Raw genomic sequence first — 25,605 nt, forward strand, 5'->3', positions numbered from 1 at the left:
TATCGATCAACGTAGCCCGCGGCATTCGATTCGGTCAAGGGCCAAGCCCGCGCCCACTCTTTATAAACGCCGTGTTTCAAGTTCCTGTACGGTGAAATCAAGGGGTTGACGCGGTATCGGGCTGGGCACCAGACTCCCATAACCGTACGGCCTTCTACTTCTTGGCGCCGAATGGCCCAGTATCGACCTGACCACGCTGTCGGGTTCGTGGCCTGTCCTCTTGCCATTTCGAGCTGCAAAAACCCTCGGAAGGTATCCTCTGTATGCGGGGCGAATCATCGTTATTACTGGCACTCGCCAGACTCGTTCTCGATGAGAGAACGCTGGCGGAGTGCCGGGCGCTGCTGGCCGAGCACGGCCGGAAGTTCGACTGGGGCTACTTCATCGACCGAGCCGCACGACACCGCCTGCTCCCGCTGGTCGGCAGGCACATCACCCGGCACCGGCTCTTCCATGGCGAACCCGGGATGCCGGCCATCCCGTACCACTGGGTCTACGAGGCCGCTTACCTCGCCACCCGAGACCGCGCAGCCCTGCTGGCCGAGGAATACGGCCAGGTCATCGACGCCTTGACCACCCATGGTCCGGCGTTCGCGGTCCGCAAGGGCCCCACGGTCTCCTGTCTGTACGGCGATCCCGGGCTGCGCCGCTCCAACGATCTGGACCTGCTCGTCGACCGTGCCGATCTGCCGGCCCTGGCGGAGGTCCTGGCAAGTCTGGGGTACCGAGAGGGCTGGCTGGACGAGGGCGGCACACGGCTGCTGGACTACCGCCGCACCACCCGGATGTTCTGGCAGGTGAACCTTCCCAACGCATTGCCACTGGTCAAGCTGGCGAACCGGGAATTGGTCGAGAGCTACCGCGTCGACATCTGTTTCGACATTTTTCCGGCGCGCTCGGAGGCGTCCTGTTCGACGATTGAAATGCTGGCAGGATCTGTACCTTTTCCCATGTTCGGCCGCGTGGGCCCAGCACTCGGTCCAGCCGACCGGTTCATCGACCTGTGTACCCATCTGCACAAAGAGTCGACCAGTCTTTACTACATCGAGAACGGCTCCGACCTTGAGCTGCTGAAGTTCCACGATGTCGCGCTCGCAGCACTTTCGATCACCGAGGAGAAAGAGTGGTCGGCGGTCCGCGCGGCCGCTTCCCGCTACCGTGCGGACCGCAGCGTCTATTACGCGCTCCACCACGTGTCGCTGCTCTACCCGGAAGCCGTACCCCCCGTCGAAGTGGCTCATTTCGAGCCCGCGGACACCGCCTACCTGGACGAATACGGGACCTTCGACGGCCGGCCCGGCCCCTGGGGAACGCCGTTCCTGGATCGTCTCTTCGATGTCTCACGTCCGGACCGGGTGGCGACCGCCTCGTCCATCCCCCTCACCTGAACGCCCCCCATCAGGTTTCGCGCCCCCCACTGGCCCCCGCCCGAGGAGCATCATGCCCACCCCCACCCCTGCATCCGGATCGGTGCCCCTGACCCTCGACGTGCGCCCACGACCGGACGCCCCCGTACCGACTCACCCTGTGGGGCGCACGGACGTCGTGATCCGGCACGAGTTCTGCGGCCCCCTTCTGTGGAGCGACAGGCGACACGCGTTCTTCCTGCCGCGCGACGGCGGAGACAACGTTGCCGTCACCGAAGCGGTCCGTCGGCGTGGTGAAGGTCTGGACTGGACGACCGGTCTGTCGCCCCTGCTCGTCGAGGAGCTGCGGGAGCTCGGTCTCGACGGCAGCCTGCGCGAGATCCACTCACCGTACCGGGACCGGCTCAGCGGGCCGCTGGAGATCTACTTCGACTACACCTGGCTGTGCAACCTCGCCCGGCACAAGTGCGGCCAGGACTCCTTCTGCTACGCCGCCGAGTTCCTCGGCCCGACCACACTGCGCGAGCAGCGCGTCCGCGAGGTCATGGCGGAGCTCGCTCAATGGGGCGTGATGCGCGTCCACTTAGCGGGCGGTGAGCCCACGATCAACAAACGCGCGCTCGCCAACTACCTCGACTCGGCGACCGAGAACGGCCTCTACACGTCGATGGCCACCAACGGACTGCTGATCGACGACGCCGTGCTCGACATCGTCTTCCGCAACCACTTGAAGTCCGTGAGCTTCAGCATCGACGGCGCGTCCGAGGCGACGCACGGCGCCATCCGCGGCGCCGGGCTGTTCGACAAGACCGTGGCCGCGGTACGCAGGACCGTCGCCCGCAGGGACGAGACCGGGTCGGCGACCCGGGTATGTATCAAGCCCACGTACGAGCCCACCACACCCAAGTCCGAGCTGGAGGCTCTGGTCCTGCTGGGTATCGAACTCGGGGCCGACGTGATCAAGTTCGCCAATCCCGAGCGCTGCCTGCATCACGAGGAGGGCTTCTACTCGCAGCAGGTGGACGCCTATTACGACACGATCGAGTTCATCTCCGGCCTGCAGAATCGATACGGCGACCGCATCGGTATCACCAACGTCTCCAATCCCATGGCGGGATGCGGCGACATCGGCATCCCCGGGCTCACCGGGTGCATCGGCGGACAGGAGCTCATCGCGCTCAACCCCGACGGCAGTGTGACCCCCTGTCTGATGCATCCGCGCAAACTGGGCAACATCGACTCCGAGTTCGCCGGCCTGCGCGACTTCTGGAACGGCTCGGGAGAGTTGGAGGACTTTCGCCAAGCGCTGCGCAAGCCTGCCGGTTGCACCACCTGTGACCTGCACAGCTCATGCCGCTCGGGTTCGACGACCCGGCGCATCGTCCAGATCGGGCGATTCGATCCCGAGCGCACCACGGGCGAGTTCAGCTCCGTCAAGGACCCGCTGTGCACGAAGGACTACCTGGCCCGCCACCCGGAGAAGACCCCGCCCACTCCCGTGATCGCCCCGGACGAGCTGCGCTCGTTCCGTGAGATCGCGGTCCGGCACTCGCTCTGACGGGGGGACGAAGCGATGAAGGTGGCAGTCGTCAGCTACTTCGACTCGTTGCGGTTCGACGAGTATCCGATCACGCACTCGCTGGGCGCGATGCGGCTGGGCGCCTACCTGCGCACCGCGCACCCGGAGTGGGACGTACGGCTCCGTGCGTTCGACGAGCGCGGCTACTCCGCTCGTGCTGCGGCATCGGCCCTGCTCGACGAGGGTTTCGACGTGGTCGGGGTGCCCGCCTACATCTGGACCATGGAACGGGCCAGGGAACTCACCGAGCACCTGTGCGCCGCCGAGGACGCCCCGTTGGTGGTGTGCGGCGGGCCTGAGACCCGGGCGATGGACTACACCAGATGGCCACAGGACACCGTGTACGTCATGGGTCAGGGCGAGGAACCTCTGGTCTGGCTCTGCGAGCGCCGTGCCACGGACCCGGTGTTCGCCGGCCCGAGCCTCGAAGAGGACTGTACGCAACCAGTGTACTCGGCGTCCCGTGACCGCGTCCGGGCCTACCGGTACGCCGTGCCCGACCGAGGCAACCGCAGCCTCCCGCAGGGTGTCGCGCTGTTCTCCCCCGAGTTCGAGTCGATGCTCGACGGCGACCGGATCGACACCGACTTCGCCTGGTACGAGACGGCACGTGGATGCATCTACGACTGCTCGTTCTGCGGACACAACACCCTGCCGTTCTTCGCCACCTTCGACACCGAGTTCGTCCGCGCCGAGATTCGGAACATGCGCGACCGCGGAATCCGCCGCATCTTCCTGATCGACCCGATTCTGGGTGGAAAGGCCGCACGCGGCAAGGAGATCCTCCGTACCTTCCGCGATCTTGCCCCCGAGATCGCCCTCACCGCGTACATGCGCCCGGAGTTCCTCGACGACGAGTTCGTCGAGCTGCTGGTCGAGTCCAACATCCATGAACTGCTGATGGGTTTGCAGACCACCAATCCCAACGTGCCCAAGCACGTACGCGGCAACCACTTCGAGAAGATCATGCGGTTCGTGCCGCACCTGGCCGCGCGCGGGGTGCCGTGGCGGGCCGAGCTGATCGTGGGTCTGCCCGGCGACGACATGACCGGCCTGCGTGAGTCACTGCGGTTCACCATCGACGAACTGCGCCCGTGGTCGGTGCACTCGTACCACCTCACCGCAATCCCGGAGACCAAGCTGTTCGAACTCCTCGACCGCACCGACGACGACATCTGGATCAAGGCGGACAACCGGCTGCGGGTCGTGTCGGCCAGCAGTTTCGACGAGCGTGAACTGCGCGAAATGCTGGTGTACGCGGGCGGGATCACCTCCCGTCACTCACATCTACGTGAGCGCGACGGCGCCGCTCCCGGCTTCGATGTGCTCGACCGGGACGTCCGCGGTGCGCTGGCCGACCCGGTGAACGGCCGATCGGCGGCGGCCGCGTTCATCACCATGGGCCACGAGGCCGGTCACCGGGTGTGGCGAGCGCGCTCCGGCGCGGCGCTGGGCGCGGGCGCATGAGCGACGTGCTCATGCTGCGCCGGCATGCCGAGTCCCTCGCGAACGCGGCCCGACGCATCCAAGGTCGGAGCACCGCCGGTGACCTCACCGCTGCCGGGCGGGCCGAGGCACAGGCGTGGGCCGAGCGGCTGGCGCCGGGTTCGGTCGACGTGCTGTGGAGCAGCGACGCCGTTCGCGCCCGATCCACCGCGCGTATCGTCGCGGACCGGCTGGGAGTCCCGTCGCGGGTGCACCCGGTCCTGGCCGAAGCGGGCGCCGGCGTGCTGGAAGGCGTCCCGCACGAGGAGGCCCGGATCAGCCTTTCCGGCGCGCACCGGGTGTGGCTGGCGCGCGGGGACCTCGACGCCATACCCGGGGCCGAACCGGGGGAACAGGTGCAGGCGCGCGCGGTGGCGTTCCTCTCCCTGGTCGGCGACCTGGGCGGACGGCACCTCGCCGTCACCCACGCCGCGTTCCTGCGCTGCCTGGTCAACACCGCCGCGCGCCGGGACCGTACCCTCCCGGTCGCCGTGGGCCACGGTGACACCCACGAACTGGTGGAACCGTGGGCACGACTCGGTCCCGTACCGCTGGGACAGCCGTGGCGTCCCGCCGTACATGCCGTGGACACTGGACCCGGCGGCCGGTACGTGACCAAGCGGATCCGGACCGACGACCTGGACCGCTACCTGCGGATCCAGGAGGCGGTCGGAGCACCCGTCCTGGCCGCCGCACCCGACCGGGACGACACGGTGCTCGTACGCCGGCACCTGCCGGGCTCACCCGTGCCGCACCGCGTGGCTCCCGCGACGGAATGGGAACTGCTGGCGCACTATCGCGCCGTCAGCGGGCGGATCGACGCCGGCCTGACGAGTGAGCTGCGCATCGGTCTGCCCAGCCTCGCGGAGCGGGTCGCCCAAGTACTGGCCGGGCCGGACAGCGAGGCAGCGGCCGGTCTACGGGTGCTCACCGCCGACTCCCGTGTCGCGGGCCTGCTGGCCGGACACGTGGCGGTGGCCGACTTCGACATGCACCGCGACAACACCCTCAGCGACGACGGCCGACTGCACAGGATCGACTTCGACGGACTGTGTCTGGGGCCTGAGACATGGCCCGAGGCCTGCTCCCTGGTCGGCGCGAGCGCCCTCTACCCGGCGGCCGGTGACGGACGCAGACCGCACGACGGCATCGACGGCGAGTTGCGGATCCTGGTGCTGGTCCGGCTGCTGCTCGGCCTCTCGTACTTCCTCACCGGAGATCGGGCCGCCGCTCCCGTCGGGCACTACACACAGCTCTATCGCGATGCCGTGGCCAACTGGACGACAGAGGTGACCGCGTGAGAGCGCACCTGGAGATCGAGCGTCGGTTCCTGGTCCGCGACCGTTCAGTCGTGCGGGGCACGGAGGCCATCGAGATCGCCCAGGCCTATGTGTTCGCCGACGAGCGCACCTTGCTCCGCGTGGGCCGCAGGGACGGCGGCTGGCGGCTCACCGTCAAGGACACCGGCAGCGGACTCGTGCGCCGCGAGTATCACGCCCCGCTGCCCGAGGAGTTCGGCGCGGCCCTGTTCGCCTCTCCGGCCGTCCGCCGCTCGGTCAAGCGCCGCCACCGGATCACGTACGCCGGCCGGGTGTGGCTGGTCGACGTGCACCGCGGCGGACCGGTCCTCGCCGAGGTCGAGCTGTCCACGCGGGACGAGGCACTGACCGTGCCCTCGTGGTGCGGTGCGGAGGTCACCGGCGATCCGGCCTACGCCGACCACGCGCTGGCCCGGGAGGCGTCGGAGTGAGCACACAGCGGTCACTACTGCTCTTCAAACCGGACGCGATCGTGCACGAGATGGTCGATCAGGGAATCGCGGACGTGCGCGCGTCAGGGCTGCGGGTCGTCGCCCGCCGCCGGTTCGACCTGACCGAGTCCCAGCTGGCCGGCATGTACTTCCGGATCTTCCCCGACGAACGCGCCCTCACCGCCGGTCTGCTGCGCCGCTATCTGGTCGGCAGGACGGTCGAGACGGCGGTCGTCGAGGGACCGGAGGCGCTGGCCCGGCTGCTGGAGTACAAGTCCGCCACCCGCGCCCGGCTCGGAGGATTCCTCTACGGCAACTTCGTGCACTGCCCCGACAGTCTCGACGAGGCCGAGCGTCAGATCGAGGTCCTCACCGGGGACGGTCCCGGCCACGGATTCCGCCCGACGGGCCCGCTCTGGCGCGACTGGCCGCTGGCCGACTGCGAGCGTGCCCTGGACGGTGTGTGGGCCGATGTGCCCGGCCGCGGCCTGACTCGCCCCGCGCGCTGGTCGCCTTGGCCGCCGGCGGCGGGCCTGCGGATCACCGTGCCCGCCCGCTGGGTGATCGCCTTCGACGACATCGCGGTCTTCCTCGCCCGTCTCCTCGGTACCGACACCCCGGAGTTCGGCGTGCGGGCGACCCTGGCCGCCCTGTACGACCCGGGCGGGCTGGCGACACCGGCCACCGGGGACGAGGCCGCGGAACTGGCCGCCCAGGTCCGGGAGTTCGGGCTGCTGGCCGCCGTGCCGGCCCGGGATCACGCGCTCATCGCCGAGGAGATCCGATGACCATGGCGCTCCTGTGCCCGGGGTGGCCGCGCGGCCTCGACGCGACCGTAGGCAGGGTCCGCGCCGCGGGCAGGACTCCGGGACCGCTCGTGATGCCCGCCGAACTGGCCGGCCGATGGCGTGCGCAGAGCCGCGGCCGGGGTGCTGTGATCGGCCTGCCGTGGGCCGAACTGGACACCGGCTCGCTCTCCATGCGGTCGATTCGCCGGATCCGCTCCGCCGGCGTCACCAGGTTCGCCGTCTTCCGGGGGGACGGCAACCGGCTCGACCGGACCTCGGCCGTGCGGGCGGCGGCCCGTGCCGGAGCGCGGGAGCTGTTGTTCCCGGACGGACAGCGCCTCGGACGGGCCGCGCTGCTGGCCACGCTGCTGAGTCGGACCGCCTCCGCACCTGAGCCGCCGGAGCTGTTCGATCCCGTGACCGGTCGTGCCCTGCCATGTGGCGGCGTATTCGCAGGGGTGGACGCCCTCGGCACTCTCGACGTCAGCCCACTGGGGTTCCTGCGCATCCCCGGCATGGTGGAACCGGCCTCCCTGGAACCGGGACAGCGGCACCGGATCGTGCTGCTCGGCGGCAGCGTGCTCTACGGTCTCGGACAACCGGACAACTCGCGCACCATCCCCGCCGCGGTGTACCGCCACCTGCCCGACAGCGAGGTCCTCTGCTTCGCCGCTCCCGGCGAGTGGTCGCGCGGCGAGTCCGCGCTGCTCCTCTACCGGCTGCGGTACTGCCGGCCCGATGTGGCCATCAGCCTCTCCGGCTGGAACGACTTCAACAACCTCTTCGCCATGCGTCTGGTGAACGGACCCGGAGCGGCGATGCTGAACTGGACCTTCCACGATCACCAGCACTTCCTGCGGGTACACGCCCCACAGGAGGCCCGGGACGTGCGGGTCCCGTTCGCCCGCAAGCCGTCCGTGGCGCGCGGCCTGCCCCTGGACACCCTGGCCTTCCCCGCCTCCGGCCCGGAACTGCGCGCCGGGCTGTGGCTGGAGAACCAGGCGCTGATGGCGGCCGCCTGCGCCCGGGACGGCATTCGCTTCGTCTGCGCGCTGCAGCCGCACTCCCTGCTCCACCCGGTCCTGGGCGAGCAGTTCACCCGGGACTGGGTACGGCGCCATTACGACCACCCCTTCACCGACCGCGCCACCGTCTTCGACGACTACGCCGAGACGATCGACACGGTGTATCGCACCTACCGGGACGGGCTGAAGCACCTCGCGGCTCAGTTCCCGAGCGCGGTCTTCCTGGATCTGTCCACGGCGTTCACCGAGGAGACACAGCCGTGCCTGATCGACGGAGTGCATCCGACCCCGCACGGGGCGGCTCTGCTCGGCCGTGCCCTCGCCGACGCGGTGGGCCGTTCATGACGGTGGAGATCGCGGGTGTCGGCGCGGGCCGACTCGGTGCCGCTCTGGTGGCCGTACACACCCTCGGCGCGCTCATACCCGCCGGGCTGGCCGTGGCCACCGGCGGTGTGGTCGCGACCGCCCGCTCGGGAGACGATGCCGGAGCCCTGGCCGCACCGCTGGTGCTCGTCGGTGTGCTGTTGGTCCTCGACGCCGCGGCCGACGCGGCCGGACAGGCCCTCGGCGCGGCCTGTGCCCGCCGGATCGACCGCGGTCTGCGCCGACTGGTCCGCGCTCTGCTCACGACACCTGCCACCATCACCCATCTCGACGATCGGACGGTGCTCGGTGATGCCGCGCTGATCGGCGAACCCGGTGGTGTCGGCCGGACGCGCACCGGGGGGAGCGCCGCCGTGGCCCGGGTGACCCTGCTGTCCCGCGCGGGCAGTGCGGTCGTCTGCGCGGTGGTCGTCGCACGGGTCTCGTTCTGGCTCGCGGCCGGTCTCCTGGCCGCCGCCTTCGCCATGCGCGAGGTCGCCCGCCGCGACTGGCTGCGGGTGCTGCGCGCCCAGAGCGCCTCCGCTCCGGCCGCCCGAGAGGGCGACTACCTGCTCGGGCTGGCACTTGAGCCCGGCCCCGCCGCCGAGGTACGGCTGCTGCGACTCGGGCGCTGGCTCGTCGACCGGCGCGACCGTGTCGCAGGCGGCGGGCTCAGCGCCGTGCTGATTCTGCGGCACGGAATCTACCGTCGCCAGGCGTGGCTGCTGGTGGCCGCGGTCGGCGCAGCCTTCGCCGCTTACGCGGTACCCGGCCTGGCAGCGCCACAAGCGGGAGTGCTGGCCACGTCGGTGGTCGCGGGAACCGGTGTGTTCCGCATCGCCTACCCGGGGCCGGAGGCCTTCGACATCGACCACGGCCGCGACGTACGGGCCGCGGTCGGCCGCTTGCGCACCATGTCGGGACAGCCTCCGGCCGGCCGGCCGGCCCCGGCCCCGGCGCCACCACTGGTCCGCTTCGAGGGCGTCGGTTTCGCACACCCCGGCCATGCCCCCGTCCTAGCCGGACTGGACCTGGAGATCCGTCCCGGCGAGGTGATCGGCCTGGTGGGTGCCAACGGTGCCGGAAAGACCACTCTGCTGACCCTGTTGGCAGGTCTACGGCGGCCCACGGCAGGGCGGATCACCGCCGACGGGGTGGACATCGCCTCCCTCGACCCCCGTTCCTGGCAGGCCCTGATCGGCCTGATCTTCCAGGACTTCGCCCGCTACCCGCTCACCGTCGCCGAGAACGTCAGCCCCGCTCACCCCGAACTCGCGGACGCCGCGCTGGCGGCCGCGGGCGCCGCGCTGCCGCACTCCCCCGACACCCCGTTGTTGGCGGGCCGCGCGAACCTGTCCGGCGGCCAGTGGCAGCAGGTCGCCCTGGCCAGAGCCATCGCAGCGGCGAGCGGCGGGTGCCATCTGGTCGCGCTCGACGAGCCGACGGCACATCTGGACGTCCGTGCGGAGACCGAGTTCTTCGACCGTGTCGTCACCGCGCTGCCCGGCACCACCGTGCTGCTGGTGAGCCACCGGATCGCCACCCTGCGCCGGGCGGACCGCATCCTGGTGCTCGACGGCGGGCGGGTCGCCGAGTCCGGTTCGCACGAGACCCTGCTCGCCGTGGACGGTCTCTACGCCAGCCTCTTCCGCACCCAGGCCGCTCGCTTCGCAGGGGAGGCCGCGTGACCGGACTCGCCACCGTGGGCCGTGTGCTGGCCCTGGCGTACCGCCTCGATCCCCGCACCACGCGTCTGGCCACGGCCCTGATCCTGGTGCAGGCGGCCGTCCTGCCGCTGACCGGACTCGCGCAGCGCGCGCTGATCCGTGCGGACACCCCGGGAGAAGTGCTCACTGCGGCGGCGCTGGGGGCCCTGGGGTACGCCATCCTCGCCGTCGGGCTTCGCCAGGCGCACAACTTCCGGGTCGACCTGACCCACCACACGACCATCGCTCTGGGCGCGGAGATGATGACCCTGGCCACCGCCACCCCCGCGATCGACGACCTCGACGACCCGACCGTCCTCGACCGGCTGCACCTGCTGCGCACCGAGACCGAAGCCCTGGCCTCCGTGTGCTGGGTGTGGCTGGAGACCGCAGCCGCCGCGGTCAGTGTCGCGTTCTCCGTCTGGCTGCTCGCCGGAGTGCACCCGCTGCTGGCCCTGTTGGTGCCGGCCGCGCTGCCACCGTTGTGGCTCGGGGTGCTCGGAGCCCGGGTGGTGCGGCGGACGGTCGCGGACACCACCGCCGACCGGCGGGTCGAAGACTCCCTGCACGCACTGTTCCTCGACCGGGCCGCAGCGCGCGACATCGCGGTCTCCGGGATCGCCGACCTGCTCGGCAACCGTGCCGACGCGCTCGCGGCCGACGTGCAACGGCGCCGCGACAGGGCCGAAGCGATGGCCGCGCTGCTGCGATGCGTCGGCTGGGCAAGCTTCTCCCTGCTGTTCGCCGCGGGCCTGGTCGTCGCTGTCGGCACCGGTTCGGCGGGGGACGTCCTGCTCTTCGCCGGACTCGGACTCGGCCTGCGCGTCCAGGTCGCGGGCGTGGTCGACGGCCTGCGCGGACTGGCCGCCGCGGGGCACGTGGTCCGCCACTACGAGTGGCTGTGGACCCGGCGCACCGAGCGGACCGGTGCCCTGGGCCCGCCGGACCGGCTGCGTGACGGGATCACCCTCGAAGCGGTCTGCTGCGACCGCGGGCACCGCCGTGTCCTGGTCGGGGTGAACCTGCATCTGCGGGCGGGCTCGGTGGTGGCCCTGGTCGGGGAGAACGGGGCGGGCAAGACCACTCTGGTCGATGTGCTGAGCGGACTCCGCGCCCCCAGCGCCGGCCGGGTGCTCGTCGACGGCACCCCGCTGGCCGAACTCACCGGCTTCGACGCCCGGGTCGCCATGGTCCGCCAGGAGTACGCCACCTTCGAGTTCTCACTCCGGGAAAACGTCGGCGTCGGCCACCTGCCGTGGCTGTCCGACGATGTCCGCGTCCTCGACGCCCTGGCCGTGGCCGGCGCCCGGTCGCAGGCCGAGCTCCTTCCGGACGGCCTCGACACCGGGCTGGGGACGGGCGGCAGCGATCTGTCCCGGGGGCAGTGGCAACGGCTCGCTCTGGCCCGCGCCGCCATGCGCCCCGATCCTCTGCTGCTCGTGCTGGACGAGCCGAGCGCCGCGCTCGACCCGCGCGCCGAACACGACCTGTTCGAGCGCTTCACCACGTATGCCAGGGAGGCCGGCGCCCGTACCGGCGCGGTCACCGTCCTGGTGTCCCACCGGCTGGCGACCGTCCGCGACGCGGACCTCATCGTGGTTCTCACCGACGGCGCCGTCGCGGAACAAGGCAGCCACGCCCAACTCATGGCCGCGGACGGCCACTACGCCCGCCTCTACTCGGCCCAGGCAAGGGGGTACCGGTGACCAGGCTCAACTGGCCTCAGCTGGACTGGCATGCGGGGTGGCGGATCGGTCAGCACCCGGCGCTGGCCCGCACCGACCCGCACGAGTACAACATGGCCACAGCGGCAGCGATGCCCGTGGACACCACGGCTCGGCACGCCCATGCCGCCGTCACCGAACTGGTCACACGGCACCCCTCCCTGCGTACCCGGTTCACCGAGGACGCCACCCAGCAGGTGCTCCCCGTGACCGCCACCGACGTCGACCGGATCACCGTCGTCGCCCCGGAGGACGAGGCGGAAGGCGTGTTTCGGCGCTGGCTGCGCACCGACTTCGCCCTCGCCGACGGCTGGGCGGTGCGGGTGGTCCTGGGATGCGCGGGCGGAACGGTCCGCAGCGTCGGCGTCGTCGCCGACCACCTCGTCGTCGACGGATGGGGGGTACGGGTGCTGTGCGACGACCTGGTCGGGCTGCTCAGTGGCGTGCGGCTGGCCGCCGATGTCGCCCAGCCACGGGACGTGGTCGCCTGGGAGGACTCTCCCGCGGGCCGCAGACACCACAGCGCCGCGCTCGCCGGATGGCGCGCCCATCTGACGGAGCTGCGCGACAACTCCCCAGGCCCGGCGATCGCCGAAGTCCCGGCCTTCTCCGCCTGTTTCGCCGAGTCCACCGCGCTGGGCCGCGACGCCGAAGCGGCCGCCGCAGTACACGGCGTACCGGTGTCCCTGGTGTTCGCCGCCGCGTACGGATCCGCGCTGTGCGACCTGACCGGGGAATCCGTCGCCGGGCTCCAGGCACATGTGACGAACCGACACAGTGCCGCCCAGCGCCGGTCCGCCGCCTGTCTGTTCCTGCGTGCCCCGTTGCTGGTCCGCCGAGACGACCCGCCCACCGCGCTCGTGTCCCGGTGGCTGCGTGGTGCGGTGACCGCCAACGCCGACCGGCTGCGGGTGGAGCGACTACGCCGCGAGCTGCTGCCCGCCGACCCCAATCCGGTCACGACGGCGGCCTGGTTCAACTACCAGGAGCGCCTGACCCCCACCGAGCCGCCGCCGCTGTTGCCGACGCCGCTCTCGGCCCCACCCGACGGTGCCATCCACCCCGACCGCGCCCGGCGGCGAGGCAGACCCTTCGTCCTCAAGGTCTACCGCTACCACGACCGCGCGCTCCTGCACCTGCTCTGGCAGGACGGCATCGCCACCCAGGCCTTGGCCCACGACGTGCTGCACGCGCTCACCGACCGTGTGTCCCACCTAGCCGCCGCGGCGGCGTCCCCCACCGGAGGATGACCATGGCAGACCTCTTCGACCTCGCCCACCATCTGATCGACCTGGCCGCCGCCGAACAGAAGCAGGTGATCGACGACATCGGTGTGCCGGTACGCGGCATCACCGGGGCCTCCGGTGCCGCCGCCGTCAGCGCCTTCGGGCCCACCATGGGCCTGGACCTGCTGGAACTGGACTCGAGCAGTTCGTTCCCGCTGCATGTGCACGAGGGCGATCACCTGCTCTACGTGCTGGAGGGCACCGGCGCCATCCATATCGACGGCGTGGATCACTGGCTGCGGCGCGGTCAGTCCATCTTCGTCCCCGCCGTGTACCCGCACGGGTTGCGCGGACCCGACAGCGGGGAGCGGCTGCGCATCCTCTCGTTCAGCACTCCCCACCACCCCATCGACTCGGCGGAGCGGATGACCGTCGTACACGATGAAACACGTCGGCCGGTATGACCCACTGGAACGAGGAGTTCGAGGCGCTGGTGCGCGACGTGGCAACCGCTCTGCCCGCCGACACCCCGCTGCGTGCCGACATCGACCTGTCGGCCCACGGGTTGGACTCCGTCGCGGTCGTGGCTCTCATCATGCGTATCGAGACCACCTACGACATCGTCATGCCGGACGAACTGCTCCAGTACTCCAACTTCGCCACCCCGGGCGCACTGTGGGCGGTGCTGGAGAAGGTTCGGAACGAAGGGGCGCGATGACGACGAGCAGCGCCGTACCCGCTCTCGACAAGGTCGTGGAGACCCTGCGGGCGAACGCCGACCGTGCCGACCGCGACGCCGTACTGCCCGAGGAGAATCTGGCCGTGCTGCGTGACAGCGGGCTCCTCGGGCTGATCGTCCCCACCGGGGCGGGCGGGCCCGGCGGAAGCATGTCCGATCTCGTCGCCGTAGCCCGGACCCTGGCGGGCGCCTGCCTGTCCACGGCTCTGGTGTGGGCCATGCACATCTCCCAGACCGACGCACTCCTTCGCCACGCCTGTCGCGATCTGCAGACGGAGCTGCTGCCGCGGCTCACGTCCGGACACCTCTACCTGGCCTCGGTCACCACGGAGACGGGACGCGGCTCCGATCTGTTCACCGCCGGCACCCCGTTGACCGCCGACGACGGTCTGCTCCGTTTCACCGGTCGGCGGGCACCGGTCGTCTCCGGCGGACGGCACGCCGACGGCTTCCTGATCACGCTTCGGTCGGCTCCCGACGCCGCCTCCGGTTCGGTGTCCCTTGTCTATGCCGATCGTGCGGATCTACGGCTCTCCGCGATCGGTGAGTGGGATCCGCTGGGCATGCGCGGTACCGAGAGCGGTGGCCTGCTGCTCTCGGGGGCGGTGCCCGCGCGGAACGTCGTGGGCGTCCCCGGCGAGTTCGGCACTGTCGCCCGCGAGAGCATGGTGCCCACCGCGCACATCGGCTGGGCGGCGTGCTGGCTGGGCGCCGCACACGCGGGGTTCGCCACCGTGCTGCGCGACCTGCGCGGGGCCGGGACTCCGCCCGGGGAAGCGGTGCGTGAGCGGCTCGCCCGGATACGCGTGGACCTCGATCTCGCGAGCTCCTATCTGAACCGGGTCGTCGACTTCGCCGAGGACGCACGACGACGCGGGCTGTCCCTGGCCACCCCACTCGCTCAGGTACGGCTCAACTCCCTCAAACTGGCGGTGTCGGAGGCCACGGCCCGCACAGCTGAGGCGCTGCTGCGTGTCACGGGTATGGCCGGCTACGCGAGCCGGTCCGAGGTCGCCCGTCTGCACCGGGACCTGTCCTCGGCACCGCTGAACCACTCCAACGACCGTATGTGGCCCGCCACCGGTGCCCTCGCCCTGCTCGACCCCACCGTCCGACTGCTCTGACGCGCTGCCGAGACGCGCGCCTCAAGGGGAACCACATGCCCACGTACACGGTGCCTTTGACCACCCCGGTACCAGCCGCTCTCGCCGATGAGCTGGCGAGTCGCCTCTATCATGCCGACGAGCGCATCACCGGGTTCTCCCTGCGCGACGAGGGCGACGCCATCGCGGAAGTAGTGGTCACCACTGATCTGCCGGTCACCGCCGCGGAACTGAGTCGCCGGGTCAGGGACCTCGTTCAGTCCGACGTCCTGCCTCAGCGTGTGGTCGCTCCCCGGCTCCTGTGGCGCTCCCCGCACAGTCCCGCGCGGCACGAGCACGTGTACCAGGAGCTGCTGGCCAGCGGTGCCGTGCACGAGAGCACGCCCGGTCAGGTCACCTTCGGGGAACCCATGGTGGGCCTCATACGCGACATCGACCACGCGCTGCTGGACCTGGCCCGGGACCACTTCGGCGCCGAAGAGCACGAGTACCCCCAGCTCATTCCCACGGCCACCCTGGCCCGCGCGGGCTATCTGCGGTCGTTCCCCCAGCACGTCCTCTTGGCCTCGCAGGTCCACGCCAACCTCGACGGCTATCGTGCGTTCACTCACGCCATCGGTGACTCGGCGCCCTCTCCCGATGTCGTCGACGCACACACCACGCACGCCGGTCTCGCCGTTCCGCCCGCGGTCTGTTATCACACCTACGCCCGCCACAGCGACCGCGCGCTGACCGCGCCGCTGACCACCGTGACGGCTCGCGCCCGCTGCTTCCGCCACGAGTCCCGCTACCGTCATTCCCTGGAACGCCTCTGGGACTTCACCATGCGAGAGACCGTTCTCCTCGGTGAACAGGACCGGGTCCTCGCCGCGCGTGAGGCATACCTGGCCCAACTACGCTCCCTCGTCACGGACTGGGGTCTGGCAGGACACATCGAGTCCGCCAACGACCCGTTCTTCGCCACCCCTGATACCGCTCGTCAAGTCTGGTCCCAGCGTTTGATGGAGCTCAAGTACGAGCTGCGCCTGCCCGTCGCGGAGGGCCGCACGATCGCGGCCGCCTCAGTGAACGTCCACGGCACGCACCTGGCCAAGGCTTTCGGCATCACCACTCCGAGCGGGACGCCCGCCTTCACGGGTTGTGTCGCCGTGGGTCTGGAACGGTTCGCCTACGCCTTTGTGCACCAGCATGGCACCGATCCCCGCAACTGGCCGGAGTTTATGAAACAAATATGAACTGTACATTTGGTTGGTTGAATGCATACCGTGCCACGTTGCATGCTGAATGCGGCACAGGAGTCCAGATGCACGCCACGGCTCTGGAGGTTGCGCATGCCGACCCCAAAAAAAGAAGGCACCACAGAATCAACTCCCCCCACCCCCCGGGGCCCTGCCCGCGAGCTGTTGACCGACAGCGAACGCGAATTACTTCGCCTGCTCGCCGAGGGATTACCTCCCGACATCATCGCCCGCCGGATGTTCATCTCCGCACGGACGCTCCGGCGGCATATCCGCGCATTGTGCGACAGAGTCGGCGTCCAGACCGCGATCCAGGCCGTCGCGTGGGCCGCCCGTCACCAGGTGCTCTGAAGGGAACCCGCACGACAAGCAGGACATTCCGGAGGATGATGTGGCTGTTGAGTTCATCGGGCTGGCAACAGCGAGTTATCGTTACGACGGAGATCGCGAAGCCGCAAAGCCGGTCGACACGGCTTACCTGAAAAGATTCTGTGAATTCTACGAGAAGAGCGAGTACGACTGGAGTCTCATACCGTACGGGAGCGCTCGACCCGACAGCGATCACATCGCGAACTATATTGCAACGCATACTGAGCGACTCAAGGTGATGGTGGCCCACCGGCCGGGAGTCACATTTCCCACACATACCGTGCGAACGTTCGCTACCCTTGACCAGCTCTCCGGAGGAAGGGTCGGTGTACACGTTATTTCCGGGGCCCAGGACACGGAGACCCGGCGCGAAGGCGACTATTCGACAAAGGCCGAACGGTATGCGCGCGCCAAGGAATACATCGAAATCCTCCGCCGGGGATGGTCGGACACGTCGCCACACGACCACCGCGGCGAACACTTCCGTTTCGAGGGGTTCTCCGCAGGAAGCACTCCGGTACGAGGGACGATCCCCGTGTCCGTCGGCGGCGCTTCGGCCGACGCGCGCAAACTGAGCGGCGAGGCGGGTGACATCTCGTCGGTCTGGGGAGCGTCCCTCGCCGAAACGGCTCGGCACATCTCCGACGTGTCCTCCCACGCCGAGGCGGCGGGCAGACCGCGCCCGAGGTTCTGGGTCTCGTTCCGAGTCATCATGGCGGACACCGATGCCGCTGCCTGGGCGCGCGCTCGACAGATCATGGAAGATGTGCGGTCCAACTTCGGACCGCCGGCGTCCACCGTCTCGGAGGAGGTGGTCGACCGAGCGTTGTGGACCGCGTTGGCATCGGCGGCGGGGAGCAGATCCGCCTCCCTCGTCGGCTCACCGGACACGATCGTGGCCGCCCTCCTCGACTACGTCGACCTGGGGTGCGAGTTGTTCTCATTACGGGGCTACGACCCCGTGGTCGACGCGACCGCCCTGGACCACCATGTTCTGCCCGCGCTCCGCCAGGAAGCCCGCCGCCGGAAGCCGGCACCGTGACCGCCCACGCTCCCGGATTCGCGGACTCGATGAGGGGCTGTCTTGCGATCGCGGCCCAACACGGTATACACAGCTCCGTCCCGACGGTCATGCACAGCCGGTCGAACATCGTCGTGCATCTGCGCCCGGCTCCGGTCGTGGCCAGAATCAGCCTCGCCAACGCCGCAGTGCGCGAAGACGTCGACGAGTGGTTCGCACGCGAGGTGTCCGTCGTACGTTTCCTGGCCGAGTGGGGTGCTCCGGTGATACCCCTCAGCGACCTGCTGCCGCCGGGCCCACACAAGACCGGTGCGGCGTGGGTGACGTTCTGGACCTTTGTCGACCATGATCCGCGAAGGACACCCTCGCCGGTGACGACAGCCTCTCTCCTGGCCGAACTTCATGAGGCACTACGACATTACCCTGGCCAACTGCCCTATCTCCCCCAGGCATTGACCGAGCTGGAAGCCAATCTGAGCCTCCTGACCCGGAGTCCCGGCCCGCACTCCGCCTTTATGCCACTGCTGCACCACGAATTCTCCGCACTGCTCCCGACGATCGAGAAGGCACGCGGGCGAGCCCGCCCACTCCACGGTGACGCCCACCCGGGCAACCTTCTCGTCAGCGCGGCGGGACCTCTGTGGGCGGACTTCGAGGATGTGGCCGCCGGTCCGGCGGAGTGGGATGTGGCCTGCGTCGCTCGGCGCACACCCCACATGATCCGGCCGATCCTCAAGGCCTTCGGCGACGAGCTCAGCGAACCTGACATGCGCGTCTACCTACGCGCCCGAGCACTTCAGCGAGTGGTGTGGATCGCGACTTCGGCACTGTACATGCCGGAGCGCCGGACACGCGCGGCACAAGAACTCGACGTGTGGCGGCACCACGCCGCCGACGAGCTGTAAACGCGCGTCCGGCCGACCACTCCCACCGACAACCCCGCGATCGGTCAGGCCTTGGCGGCCGCCAAACCGACGGAGACTCGTTCGGCCACCTGTGCGGCCGCATCACCGATCTTCACCTGGGTCACCTCGCCGGTCGCTCGTTCCGTGACCTCGACGACGCCGTCCGTCAGACCGCGAGCGCCGACGACCACCCGGAACGGGATACCGGTGATCTCGGTGTCACGGAGCTTCACACCCAGGCGCTCGTCACGGTCGTCGATCACGACGTCGACGCCCAGTTTCCGCAGGCTGTCGTACAGTTCCTGGCCGACCTGCGCCACGGCTTCGTTCTTGGGCTGTGCCACCACAACCGAGGCCTCGAACGGAGCCAGCTGCACCGGCCACACCATGCCCTTGTCGTCATGGTGGGTCTCCACAACGCAGGCCAACGACCTCTCCACACCGATGCCGTAGCTTCCCATGGTGAGCGGGACGCGACGGCTCTGATTGTCGAGTACGGCCGCGTCGAGCGGCTTGGTGTACACCTGTCCGAGCTTGAAGATGTGCCCGACCTCCACGGCCCGGAAGCTCTCCAGCGGGCTGCCGCACTCGGGGCAGCCCTCGCCCGCCTTGACCGCCCGCAGGCTGGTCCACCGCACACCGGCGATGTCCCGCTCCACGTCGACACCGCGCAGGTGCACGTCGTCCTTGTTCGCCCCGGTGGTCATGTCCCGCCTGCCGCGCAGGCTCTCGTCGGCGACGATCGGCGTGTCGGTCACCCCCACCGCGCCCAGACTTCCGGGCTGGGCTCCCAGTGCCTCCTGGATCTCCTCCGGCCGCGCGGCCCGGATTTCGGTGGCGCCGGTGAAGTCCGTCAGCTTCTGCTCGACCAGTGAGTCGTCGCCGAGCAGCAGCACCAGCGTCGGTTCCCCGTCGACGACGTAGACCAGCGTCTTGATCTGGGACGAGGCAGCCACACCGTACTGTTCGACCAGATCCTCGATGCTCCTCACTCCTGGAGTGTCGAACTGCTCCGGCTCGGCGAGACCAGGGCCGTCGACGACCGGCTCCAGGGCGGACGTCGCCTTCTCAAGGTTGGCCGCATAGCCGCAGTGCGGGCAGTTGAGGATGTCGTCCTCGCCGGCCGACGACGGGCACACGTACTCCAGGGAGTCACTGCCACCCATGGTGCCGTTCGACGCACGGGCAGGGACAGCGGGAATGCCCAGGCGCTTGAAGATCCGCTCATAGGCCCCGCGGTGCAACTGGTACGAGCGGTCAAGCCCGGAGTCGTCGATGTCGAAGCTGTACGAGTCCTTCATCGTGAACTCGCGCACGCGAATGAGGCCCGACTTCGGCCGCGGTTCATCCCGGAACTTGACCTGGAACTGGTACCACATCTGAGGCACGTCCCGGTAGGACTTCAGCTCCTGGGCCACTACCGTGAAGATCTCCTCGTGCGTGACTCCCAGTGCCATGTCCGCACTCTTCCGGTCCTTCAACCGGAACATCTCCTGGCCGATCTTCTCCCACCGGCCACTGCGGCGCCAGATCTCCGCCGGATGCATCGAGGGAAGCAGGAACTCCTGTGCACCGATGCCGTCCATCTCCTCGCGGATGATGGCGATGATCTTGTTACGCACCCGGGCAGCCATCGGCAGCAGTGAGTAATGGCCGGCCATGAGCTGGCGGATGAACCCCGCTCGCAGGAGCAGCTTGTGGCTCACCGCATCGGCGTCGGAGGGGTCCTCGCGAAGCGTGGGGACGTGCAGTTGAGACCAACGCATCAGTACCAGCCTTCAAGCGTGGGGCCCAAGGCCCCGGAGTTCGGCATGCTCAGGGGAAGTCGGCCCCAGCAGGTCAACGGCGACAGGACGTCTTAGTAACCCACCCACCACGACCGTGTCATCCCGACTTCGGCAGTGGCTCACACGACGACCTCACCTCCTGGCCCGACCGCGCCAGAACCGAAAGCTCAGTAGAATCCTACCGTGTGCCATGAGCGACAACTCGCATCTCTTGGCTGGGTGTTGCCCGCCTTGAGCGCGTATCCGATGGCCCGGCCCCACCGAGAGGACTCTTCAGACACAAGAGTCGAGTCGGTCTGCACTCGCCCCGATCGAGAGACCATCATCGTGGTCTTTGCTGGTCAGCGGGTCTGGCGTTATGTTCGGGTGGGGCGCTTGCGCTGATTGGGAGCGTGATCGTTGACGCGTGGTCGTCCGTCTCGCTGGACTCCGGTGGTCGCCAGGACAAGCAGGGCCCGCAGAAGAGTGGTCGCGTGCCGGGCGTTCATGCGGAGCCTGGTCAGGATCTGCAGGGTCTTGAGGTTGGCGAAGCCGTGTTCGTTCGCGGCTGACCGGGCGGTTCGCCTCCTTCCCGGTCGCGGTGAGGCGGTGGTTGCGGGTTGCTTCGCGGCCGGTGATGATCACTGGGTCGCCGTCGGGCTTGTCGTCCAGACCGACAAAGCCGAGGTCGGCCAGGGCCCCGAGCCCGGCCTCCTGCAGATGTCGGGTGATCTTGTTGTGGCGGGAAGCGGTGATCACTTGCAGATTCCGCTGCAGTTGAGGGCTGTCTCGACGCGCCGCACTGCAGGTGCACCATCCGTGCGCCAATTCCGACCGATCGGGTCAGCAAGGAGACGGCTCGTACATGTACTTCCGAGTGCATCAGCATCCGAGATGTCTCCTCCAGAGCGACACTGGACCGCGTTTGACACCCGGAATGCCCGAATGTGCCGCATGGACGGCAGACAGAAACGACGATACCTGTAGCGCAGATTCGACCCGGATTCGACCCCAAGGGTTTGTTTAGCTGGTAAACATGGCCTCTGACCTGCGGAAATGTGGAGCGGCAGACGAGTCAGGCTATACGCCGGGTATTCCTGGGGCACCTTTCTGACCTGCGGCTTTCCGGGATCGGACCGGCTGTGACCTGCTAGGACGGGTTGCAGAGGCGATCGGAGGCAGTCAGAGGAAAACGCTCTGATTCGACCCCGATTCGACCCGAGCTGCTCGGAGCCAGTCAGAGGCAATCGCCCTCTGTTTGGCTCCGAGTCGGCCGAGGTCGGGGCGGTGTCGGACGGGTCAGGACTCCTCTGGCGGCGCTCCGAGTCGATCTCGGCCGAGCCGCGATGGGGACGCCTGCCTCCGCTGAGGAGCCAGGCATACGAAGGCCTCCAGGACGGCCATCCTGGAGGCTTCGCCTGGCACCGATTGGAGGTCGGTTCCGGACACCACCCGTGGTTTTAGCGGGCCGGGGTGGCGTCCACGTCCTTGCGAGACGACCCCACAGTGCCACACCACACCTACCCGGCAGACCCATCCCGACGGACATTTCACCCGCGCGAGCGACTGGGGCTTCACCGGCTGCCTCCGGCCGCGGCTGATCTTGTCGTGCTCGGAGACCTCACCGGCCGCTACGCGGCCGGAAGCTACAGCAGGCTCGGCTCCGGCGGGCGAACCGTGGGCTTGCGCGAGGACCGGCAGGGCGCGGCCGAGCACGGCCACCGGATCACCGCGGCCATCGCCTGCCACGTCGCCCGCGCCGGCGGAACCGTCGACGAGCTGACCCGGCTGCTGCTCCACCCCGACCACGAGGGCGGACGACACGCCCGGCACATCGCGCTGCGCTCTGGGCCGGCACGCGCCCTGGACTACATCCGCCGGGTATGGGCCAGCGCCTCGGCCGCGGTCGCCAGCACGCGGGTCCTGGAGTCGCGTCAGCAGGCGCACGAGGTTCTCGCCGCGCTGCGGGATCGGATCGAGACGACGCCCTGGCGCGGCGAACGGGGGCGGACCGCACTGCGGGTGCTCCGTGCGCACCTGACCTTTGCCGAGATCGCGGGCGGGCCCCTGCACCACGCCAGTGAGCGGCAGACCGCCGAGGAAGCAGGCGTCTCCCGCACGACGCTGCGGGTCGTCTACGAGACGGTCCTCAAGCCGCAAGGTTGGCTGCGCCGCCTGCGAGTCGGCCATGGCCGGGAGGGCTCCACCTGGTACCTCGCCGACGGCAACGTCCCCGCATCGCTGTCTCGTTTCCGGACCACTCAGTACCCCCCCGACCCGGCACTTGAGGAGTGGCCCACCCCTGAGACACGGGCGGCGGCCGACATCGACTCCACCGTCATCAGCCGCCTGATGGGCCACGACGCCTTCGCCCACCACGGCCTCGGCAGCTCCGCCCTCATGATCATCGGCGCGCTGCACGCCCGACCCGCCCAGACCATTGGCGAGCTCGTCGGCTCGGCATCGGTGTCCCGGGCCACCGCCTACCGGACCTTGCGAGGCCTGGCCGACCACGGCCTCGTGCACCACAGCGGAGAGACCTGGAGCCTCGCGCCTCGCGCACTGGAGGGCTTCGGTACCAGCCTGCCGGATGCGGTTCCCGGCCCGACCGCGCACCCGGCACAGGGCTGGGACGCGGTCGCCCGGCAGTGCGGCACCACGGGCGTCGCGGCCCGGCGCAAGGCGCTGCACGCGGTCGAGCGCTCGGCTTACCGGGAGGCACTGGACCGGCTTGCGGAGCACCGCAGCAAGGCCGTGGTGATCGTCCGCGACGGCCGCCAGGTCCTGATCCCAGCACCTCGCCCCGACGAGATCCCCTCTGCCTGGCACGCCCCGCGCGGGCGCGTGATCGACCCGGTCACGGGCCGCCCTGACGCCGAATGGCGCGTGGCCACCGACGGTCGGCTGATCCTCATCACCCCATCGGACCAGCGCAGTTACGACGAGCTGGCCGCCGCCCATGCCGAAGCCCTCAGCGAATGGGAGTCCGCCGCATGAACCCAGAGCCCCCAGTCACATCCGATGCGAGCGAGGCGGTGACGCCCGAGGCCCTGCGCAAGCAGTACGAGTCCGGTGCCACGGTCGACGAACTCGTCGCCGCCAGTGGGCTGTCGTACGGCACGGTCCTCAACCGGCTGCACGACGCCGGGACCGTGATGCGCACGTCGTGGCAGACCCGTCGGATGCGCCAGGATCCGCAGGCGCGTCAGCGTCTCGCGGCCCACCTGCGCACCTTGTACGAGGAGCACGGCGCGACCCTTACCGAGCTTGCCGCGGCTGCGCAAGGGACAAGGCGTGCTGCCCGGCGTCTGCTGATCGAAGCCGGCGGCAGCGTGCGCACCACGCAGCAGACGCTGCGGATGCGCGCCGCAGCCCGGGCCGCCGACCGGCAGGAGTTCGCGCTGTCCCTGCGAGCGCGCTATGAGGCTGGCGCCACGGTCCCGGACCTCGCCAAGGAGTGCAACTACTCGGTCGCCACCGTGTACCGGCTCCTGCACCAGGCGGGCACCCGCATGCGACCCCAGCACAACCACGGCCCGGCCCACACCCCGAGGAAGCGGTCATGAGCGCGCCCGCAGGTGTTCACGGCTGGGCCCCGCAGAACAAGGGACCGACGGTGCGCCATCCCGAACACGGCACGGCAGCACGGGCCCCGCCGCCGTCGGCCGACACCCGCCACCGAACGTCGGCCTTCTCGCCGACGCACATACGACAACGCACCCTTTCCAGCTTCAGGAGATCAAGCACCCGTGAGTGAGAACACTCGTACCAAGACCCTGGCGGCGGCCACAGCCCGTGAATGGGACGCCTTCGTGATCGTCGTCGGCATGCTCAAGGGCGGCACCGGCAAGACCACGTCCGCCTGGTTCATCGCCCTCTACTACGCCGTCGTCCTGGAGCTGCCGACGCTGCTGCTGGACGCCGACGCCACCAGCCAGTCCGCCTACGACTGGTTCAAGGTCGCCCAGGCCGAGGCCTTCGAAATCCCCGAGAACCTGGTGGTCGAGCGGTACCCGTTCGACGACATCGCCGAGTACATCCGTGAGAAGCGGTCCGAGTTCGGCGCGATCGTGGTCGACGCCGGCGGCGGCAGCGCTCGGATCTTCCACGAGGCTGTTACCGAGGCGAACCTGCTGCTCGTGCCGGTCGCACCCACCAAGATCGAGCGTCGCAAGCTCGTGGCCACCTTCGACGAGGCCGAGCGCGCCGCCGCCCGCAACACCCGCGACGTCACCGCCCACGTGGTCCTCGTGAAGGCCGACGACCGCACCAGCCTGCCCCGCACCGCGAAGGACAAGCTGCTTCAGCCCGCCGAGGGTGAGGGCATCGGCCCGGAGCGCGACGAGCCGTTCCCGCTCGCCGAGACCGTCATCCACTCGTGGGTGCACTACATGGAGGCCTTCGGCGAGGTCCCGACCGAGCTGAGCGAGTACGCCGAGCTGATGAAGGAGCTCACGGCATGAGCGAGCGTATGAAGCCCCCAGCCCGACGCGCCGGCCGCACCCTGGGCGGGGCCAAGAAGGCGACCCCGCCGCCCCCTCCCCCGGCCGCCGAGCTCACCCCCGAGCAGTACGCCGCCGCCCAGGGCGAAGGCCGTCCCACTGCGAGCAAGGCGCAGGTCCAGCCCGCTCCTTCCGCCGTTCCCGCCGAGGCATCGACGCACGACCAGACCGGGGCGGTGCCCGAAGTGGCGCAGACCTCCGCCCAGCCGAGTGCCGAGGCGCCGAACGGCCCGGTGCCGGAGCCGGCTGCCAGTCAGCCGACTCACCCGGCCGTCGACGTGCCCGAGACGGGGACAGAGTCCGCTGGGACGCCGGTGAAGCGGCACATGCCGCCTGTGGTCCCGGCTCCCGAGCCTGCCCCGCCTGCGGTCCAAGTGACGCAGCCGGCCGAACCTGTTGCGCAGCATGACCCGCCTGCTGTCACGTCCGCGGCTGCTGGTGCGGCCCCGGCCGCCGAGGTGGCCATTCGCCCAGCCGCTCCCCCGGTGGCAGGCGGCACCGCGTTCCCGGTGAGGACCGATGGTCCGGGCTCTCACCAGGAACAGCACGCTCGATCGCAGGACGCTCCCAGCGAGGGCGCTCCGTATGCGCACGGTCCCGGCCGCCCGAAGGACGTTCCTGAGGTCTCCGTCGTTCTCAACCAGCGCATCATCGCGCGGGAGAGCCTCGACTCGTCGGTTCCCGCGGCACTGAAGCTGAAGAAGCGGATCAAGCGCTTCGCGCTGGACAACGAGCTCGATCACCTGCCCATCGGCGACATCGTCTCCGTCGCGCTGGACGAGTGGCTCACCGCCCGCGGCTTCTGAACCCGACTGCAGTGCAGCAGGCGGCCGCCCCCGCACCAGGGCGCGGCCGCCCATTACCTTCCTTGTAGAGCCCGGTTCGGGCTCGTGGCCTCCAGGCCCGGTATGACTCGTTGCCCCTGTCCTTGATGATCCGGGGGGTGCTG

The 25,605-nt window shown here is 69.5% G+C and carries 22 protein-coding genes; 21 read left to right on the forward strand and 1 reads right to left on the reverse strand.

The annotated features are described in order from the left end of the window. Positions 1-263: 263 nt before the first annotated feature. The 17 genes from ACFY1U_RS39720 (at position 264) to ACFY1U_RS39800 (ending at position 18,388) form a co-directional block, all read left to right on the forward strand. Positions 264-1,388: a nucleotidyltransferase family protein gene (locus ACFY1U_RS39720; RefSeq protein ID WP_390698904.1), complete on the forward strand. Its 1,125-nt coding sequence runs from the start codon at positions 264-266 to the stop codon at positions 1,386-1,388. A 52-nt stretch (positions 1,389-1,440) separates the two neighbouring features. Beyond that, positions 1,441-2,925, forward strand: coding sequence for a radical SAM protein (locus ACFY1U_RS39725; RefSeq protein ID WP_390698905.1), 1,485 nt, complete (start codon positions 1,441-1,443; stop codon positions 2,923-2,925). Between the two features lie 15 nt (positions 2,926-2,940). Further along, positions 2,941-4,413 (forward strand): B12-binding domain-containing radical SAM protein, encoded by a 1,473-nt coding sequence (locus tag ACFY1U_RS39730; protein WP_390698906.1) that lies wholly within the window; start codon positions 2,941-2,943, stop codon positions 4,411-4,413. After that, the gene (locus ACFY1U_RS39735; RefSeq protein WP_390698907.1) at positions 4,410-5,732 is read left to right on the forward strand and encodes a histidine phosphatase family protein; all 1,323 of its coding nucleotides are present in this window, start codon (positions 4,410-4,412) and stop codon (positions 5,730-5,732) included. Before ACFY1U_RS39730 ends, ACFY1U_RS39735 begins: the two co-directional genes overlap by 4 nt. Then, positions 5,729-6,181, forward strand: a complete 453-nt coding sequence (locus ACFY1U_RS39740; RefSeq protein WP_390698908.1) for a hypothetical protein — start codon at positions 5,729-5,731, stop codon at positions 6,179-6,181. Before ACFY1U_RS39735 ends, ACFY1U_RS39740 begins: the two co-directional genes overlap by 4 nt. Beyond that, positions 6,178-6,969 (forward strand): nucleoside-diphosphate kinase, encoded by a 792-nt coding sequence (locus tag ACFY1U_RS39745; RefSeq protein ID WP_390698909.1) that lies wholly within the window; start codon positions 6,178-6,180, stop codon positions 6,967-6,969. The genes ACFY1U_RS39740 and ACFY1U_RS39745 overlap by 4 nt, the downstream gene beginning before the upstream one ends. Next, positions 6,966-8,339 (forward strand): hypothetical protein, encoded by a 1,374-nt coding sequence (locus ACFY1U_RS39750; RefSeq protein ID WP_390698910.1) that lies wholly within the window; start codon positions 6,966-6,968, stop codon positions 8,337-8,339. Before ACFY1U_RS39745 ends, ACFY1U_RS39750 begins: the two co-directional genes overlap by 4 nt. Further along, positions 8,336-10,045 (forward strand): ATP-binding cassette domain-containing protein, encoded by a 1,710-nt coding sequence (locus ACFY1U_RS39755; protein ID WP_390698911.1) that lies wholly within the window; start codon positions 8,336-8,338, stop codon positions 10,043-10,045. Before ACFY1U_RS39750 ends, ACFY1U_RS39755 begins: the two co-directional genes overlap by 4 nt. After that, on the forward strand, positions 10,042-11,769 hold the full coding sequence (locus ACFY1U_RS39760; RefSeq protein WP_390698912.1) for an ATP-binding cassette domain-containing protein: 1,728 nt from the start codon (positions 10,042-10,044) through the stop codon (positions 11,767-11,769). Before ACFY1U_RS39755 ends, ACFY1U_RS39760 begins: the two co-directional genes overlap by 4 nt. Further along, positions 11,766-13,037, forward strand: a complete 1,272-nt coding sequence (locus tag ACFY1U_RS39765) for a condensation domain-containing protein (protein ID WP_390698913.1) — start codon at positions 11,766-11,768, stop codon at positions 13,035-13,037. Before ACFY1U_RS39760 ends, ACFY1U_RS39765 begins: the two co-directional genes overlap by 4 nt. 2 nt (positions 13,038-13,039) lie before the next feature. Next, on the forward strand, positions 13,040-13,477 hold the full coding sequence (locus tag ACFY1U_RS39770; protein WP_390698914.1) for a cupin domain-containing protein: 438 nt from the start codon (positions 13,040-13,042) through the stop codon (positions 13,475-13,477). Continuing rightward, positions 13,474-13,731 carry a phosphopantetheine-binding protein gene (locus ACFY1U_RS39775; protein WP_390698915.1) on the forward strand — a complete coding sequence of 86 codons (258 nt, stop codon included), beginning with the start codon at positions 13,474-13,476 and terminating at the stop codon, positions 13,729-13,731. Before ACFY1U_RS39770 ends, ACFY1U_RS39775 begins: the two co-directional genes overlap by 4 nt. Continuing rightward, positions 13,728-14,876, forward strand: coding sequence for an acyl-CoA dehydrogenase family protein (locus ACFY1U_RS39780; protein WP_390698916.1), 1,149 nt, complete (start codon positions 13,728-13,730; stop codon positions 14,874-14,876). Before ACFY1U_RS39775 ends, ACFY1U_RS39780 begins: the two co-directional genes overlap by 4 nt. Positions 14,877-14,911: 35 nt before the next feature. Then, positions 14,912-16,090: a hypothetical protein gene (locus tag ACFY1U_RS39785; RefSeq protein ID WP_390698917.1), complete on the forward strand. Its 1,179-nt coding sequence runs from the start codon at positions 14,912-14,914 to the stop codon at positions 16,088-16,090. 168 nt (positions 16,091-16,258) lie between these two features. Then, positions 16,259-16,444: a LuxR C-terminal-related transcriptional regulator gene (locus ACFY1U_RS39790; RefSeq protein ID WP_390698918.1), complete on the forward strand. Its 186-nt coding sequence runs from the start codon at positions 16,259-16,261 to the stop codon at positions 16,442-16,444. A 40-nt stretch (positions 16,445-16,484) separates the two neighbouring features. Further along, positions 16,485-17,504 carry an LLM class flavin-dependent oxidoreductase gene (locus ACFY1U_RS39795; protein ID WP_390698919.1) on the forward strand — a complete coding sequence of 340 codons (1,020 nt, stop codon included), beginning with the start codon at positions 16,485-16,487 and terminating at the stop codon, positions 17,502-17,504. Positions 17,505-17,533: 29 nt separating this feature from the next. Then, positions 17,534-18,388 carry a phosphotransferase family protein gene (locus ACFY1U_RS39800; protein WP_390698935.1) on the forward strand — a complete coding sequence of 285 codons (855 nt, stop codon included), beginning with the start codon at positions 17,534-17,536 and terminating at the stop codon, positions 18,386-18,388. 44 nt (positions 18,389-18,432) lie between these two features. On the opposite strand, the gene ACFY1U_RS39805 is transcribed toward ACFY1U_RS39800, so the two are convergent. After that, positions 18,433-20,154 (reverse strand): proline--tRNA ligase, encoded by a 1,722-nt coding sequence (locus ACFY1U_RS39805; RefSeq protein ID WP_390698920.1) that lies wholly within the window; start codon positions 20,152-20,154, stop codon positions 18,433-18,435. Positions 20,155-21,762: 1,608 nt separating this feature from the next. Here ACFY1U_RS39805 and ACFY1U_RS39810 point away from each other — a divergent pair. The 4 genes from ACFY1U_RS39810 (at position 21,763) to ACFY1U_RS39825 (ending at position 25,462) form a co-directional block, all read left to right on the forward strand. Beyond that, complete coding sequence (locus ACFY1U_RS39810; RefSeq protein WP_390698921.1) at positions 21,763-23,151, forward strand: helix-turn-helix domain-containing protein; 1,389 nt, start codon at positions 21,763-21,765, stop codon at positions 23,149-23,151. Beyond that, complete coding sequence (locus ACFY1U_RS39815) at positions 23,148-23,720, forward strand: helix-turn-helix domain-containing protein (protein WP_390698922.1); 573 nt, start codon at positions 23,148-23,150, stop codon at positions 23,718-23,720. Before ACFY1U_RS39810 ends, ACFY1U_RS39815 begins: the two co-directional genes overlap by 4 nt. A gap of 183 nt (positions 23,721-23,903) precedes the next feature. Then, positions 23,904-24,617 carry a ParA family protein gene (locus tag ACFY1U_RS39820; RefSeq protein WP_390698923.1) on the forward strand — a complete coding sequence of 238 codons (714 nt, stop codon included), beginning with the start codon at positions 23,904-23,906 and terminating at the stop codon, positions 24,615-24,617. After that, positions 24,614-25,462 (forward strand): hypothetical protein, encoded by an 849-nt coding sequence (locus ACFY1U_RS39825; protein WP_390698924.1) that lies wholly within the window; start codon positions 24,614-24,616, stop codon positions 25,460-25,462. Before ACFY1U_RS39820 ends, ACFY1U_RS39825 begins: the two co-directional genes overlap by 4 nt. Positions 25,463-25,605 lie beyond the last annotated feature (143 nt).

It is taken from the genome of Streptomyces sp. NPDC001351, assembly GCF_042896045.1.
In the GTDB taxonomy this organism is placed as follows: domain Bacteria; phylum Actinomycetota; class Actinomycetes; order Streptomycetales; family Streptomycetaceae; genus Streptomyces.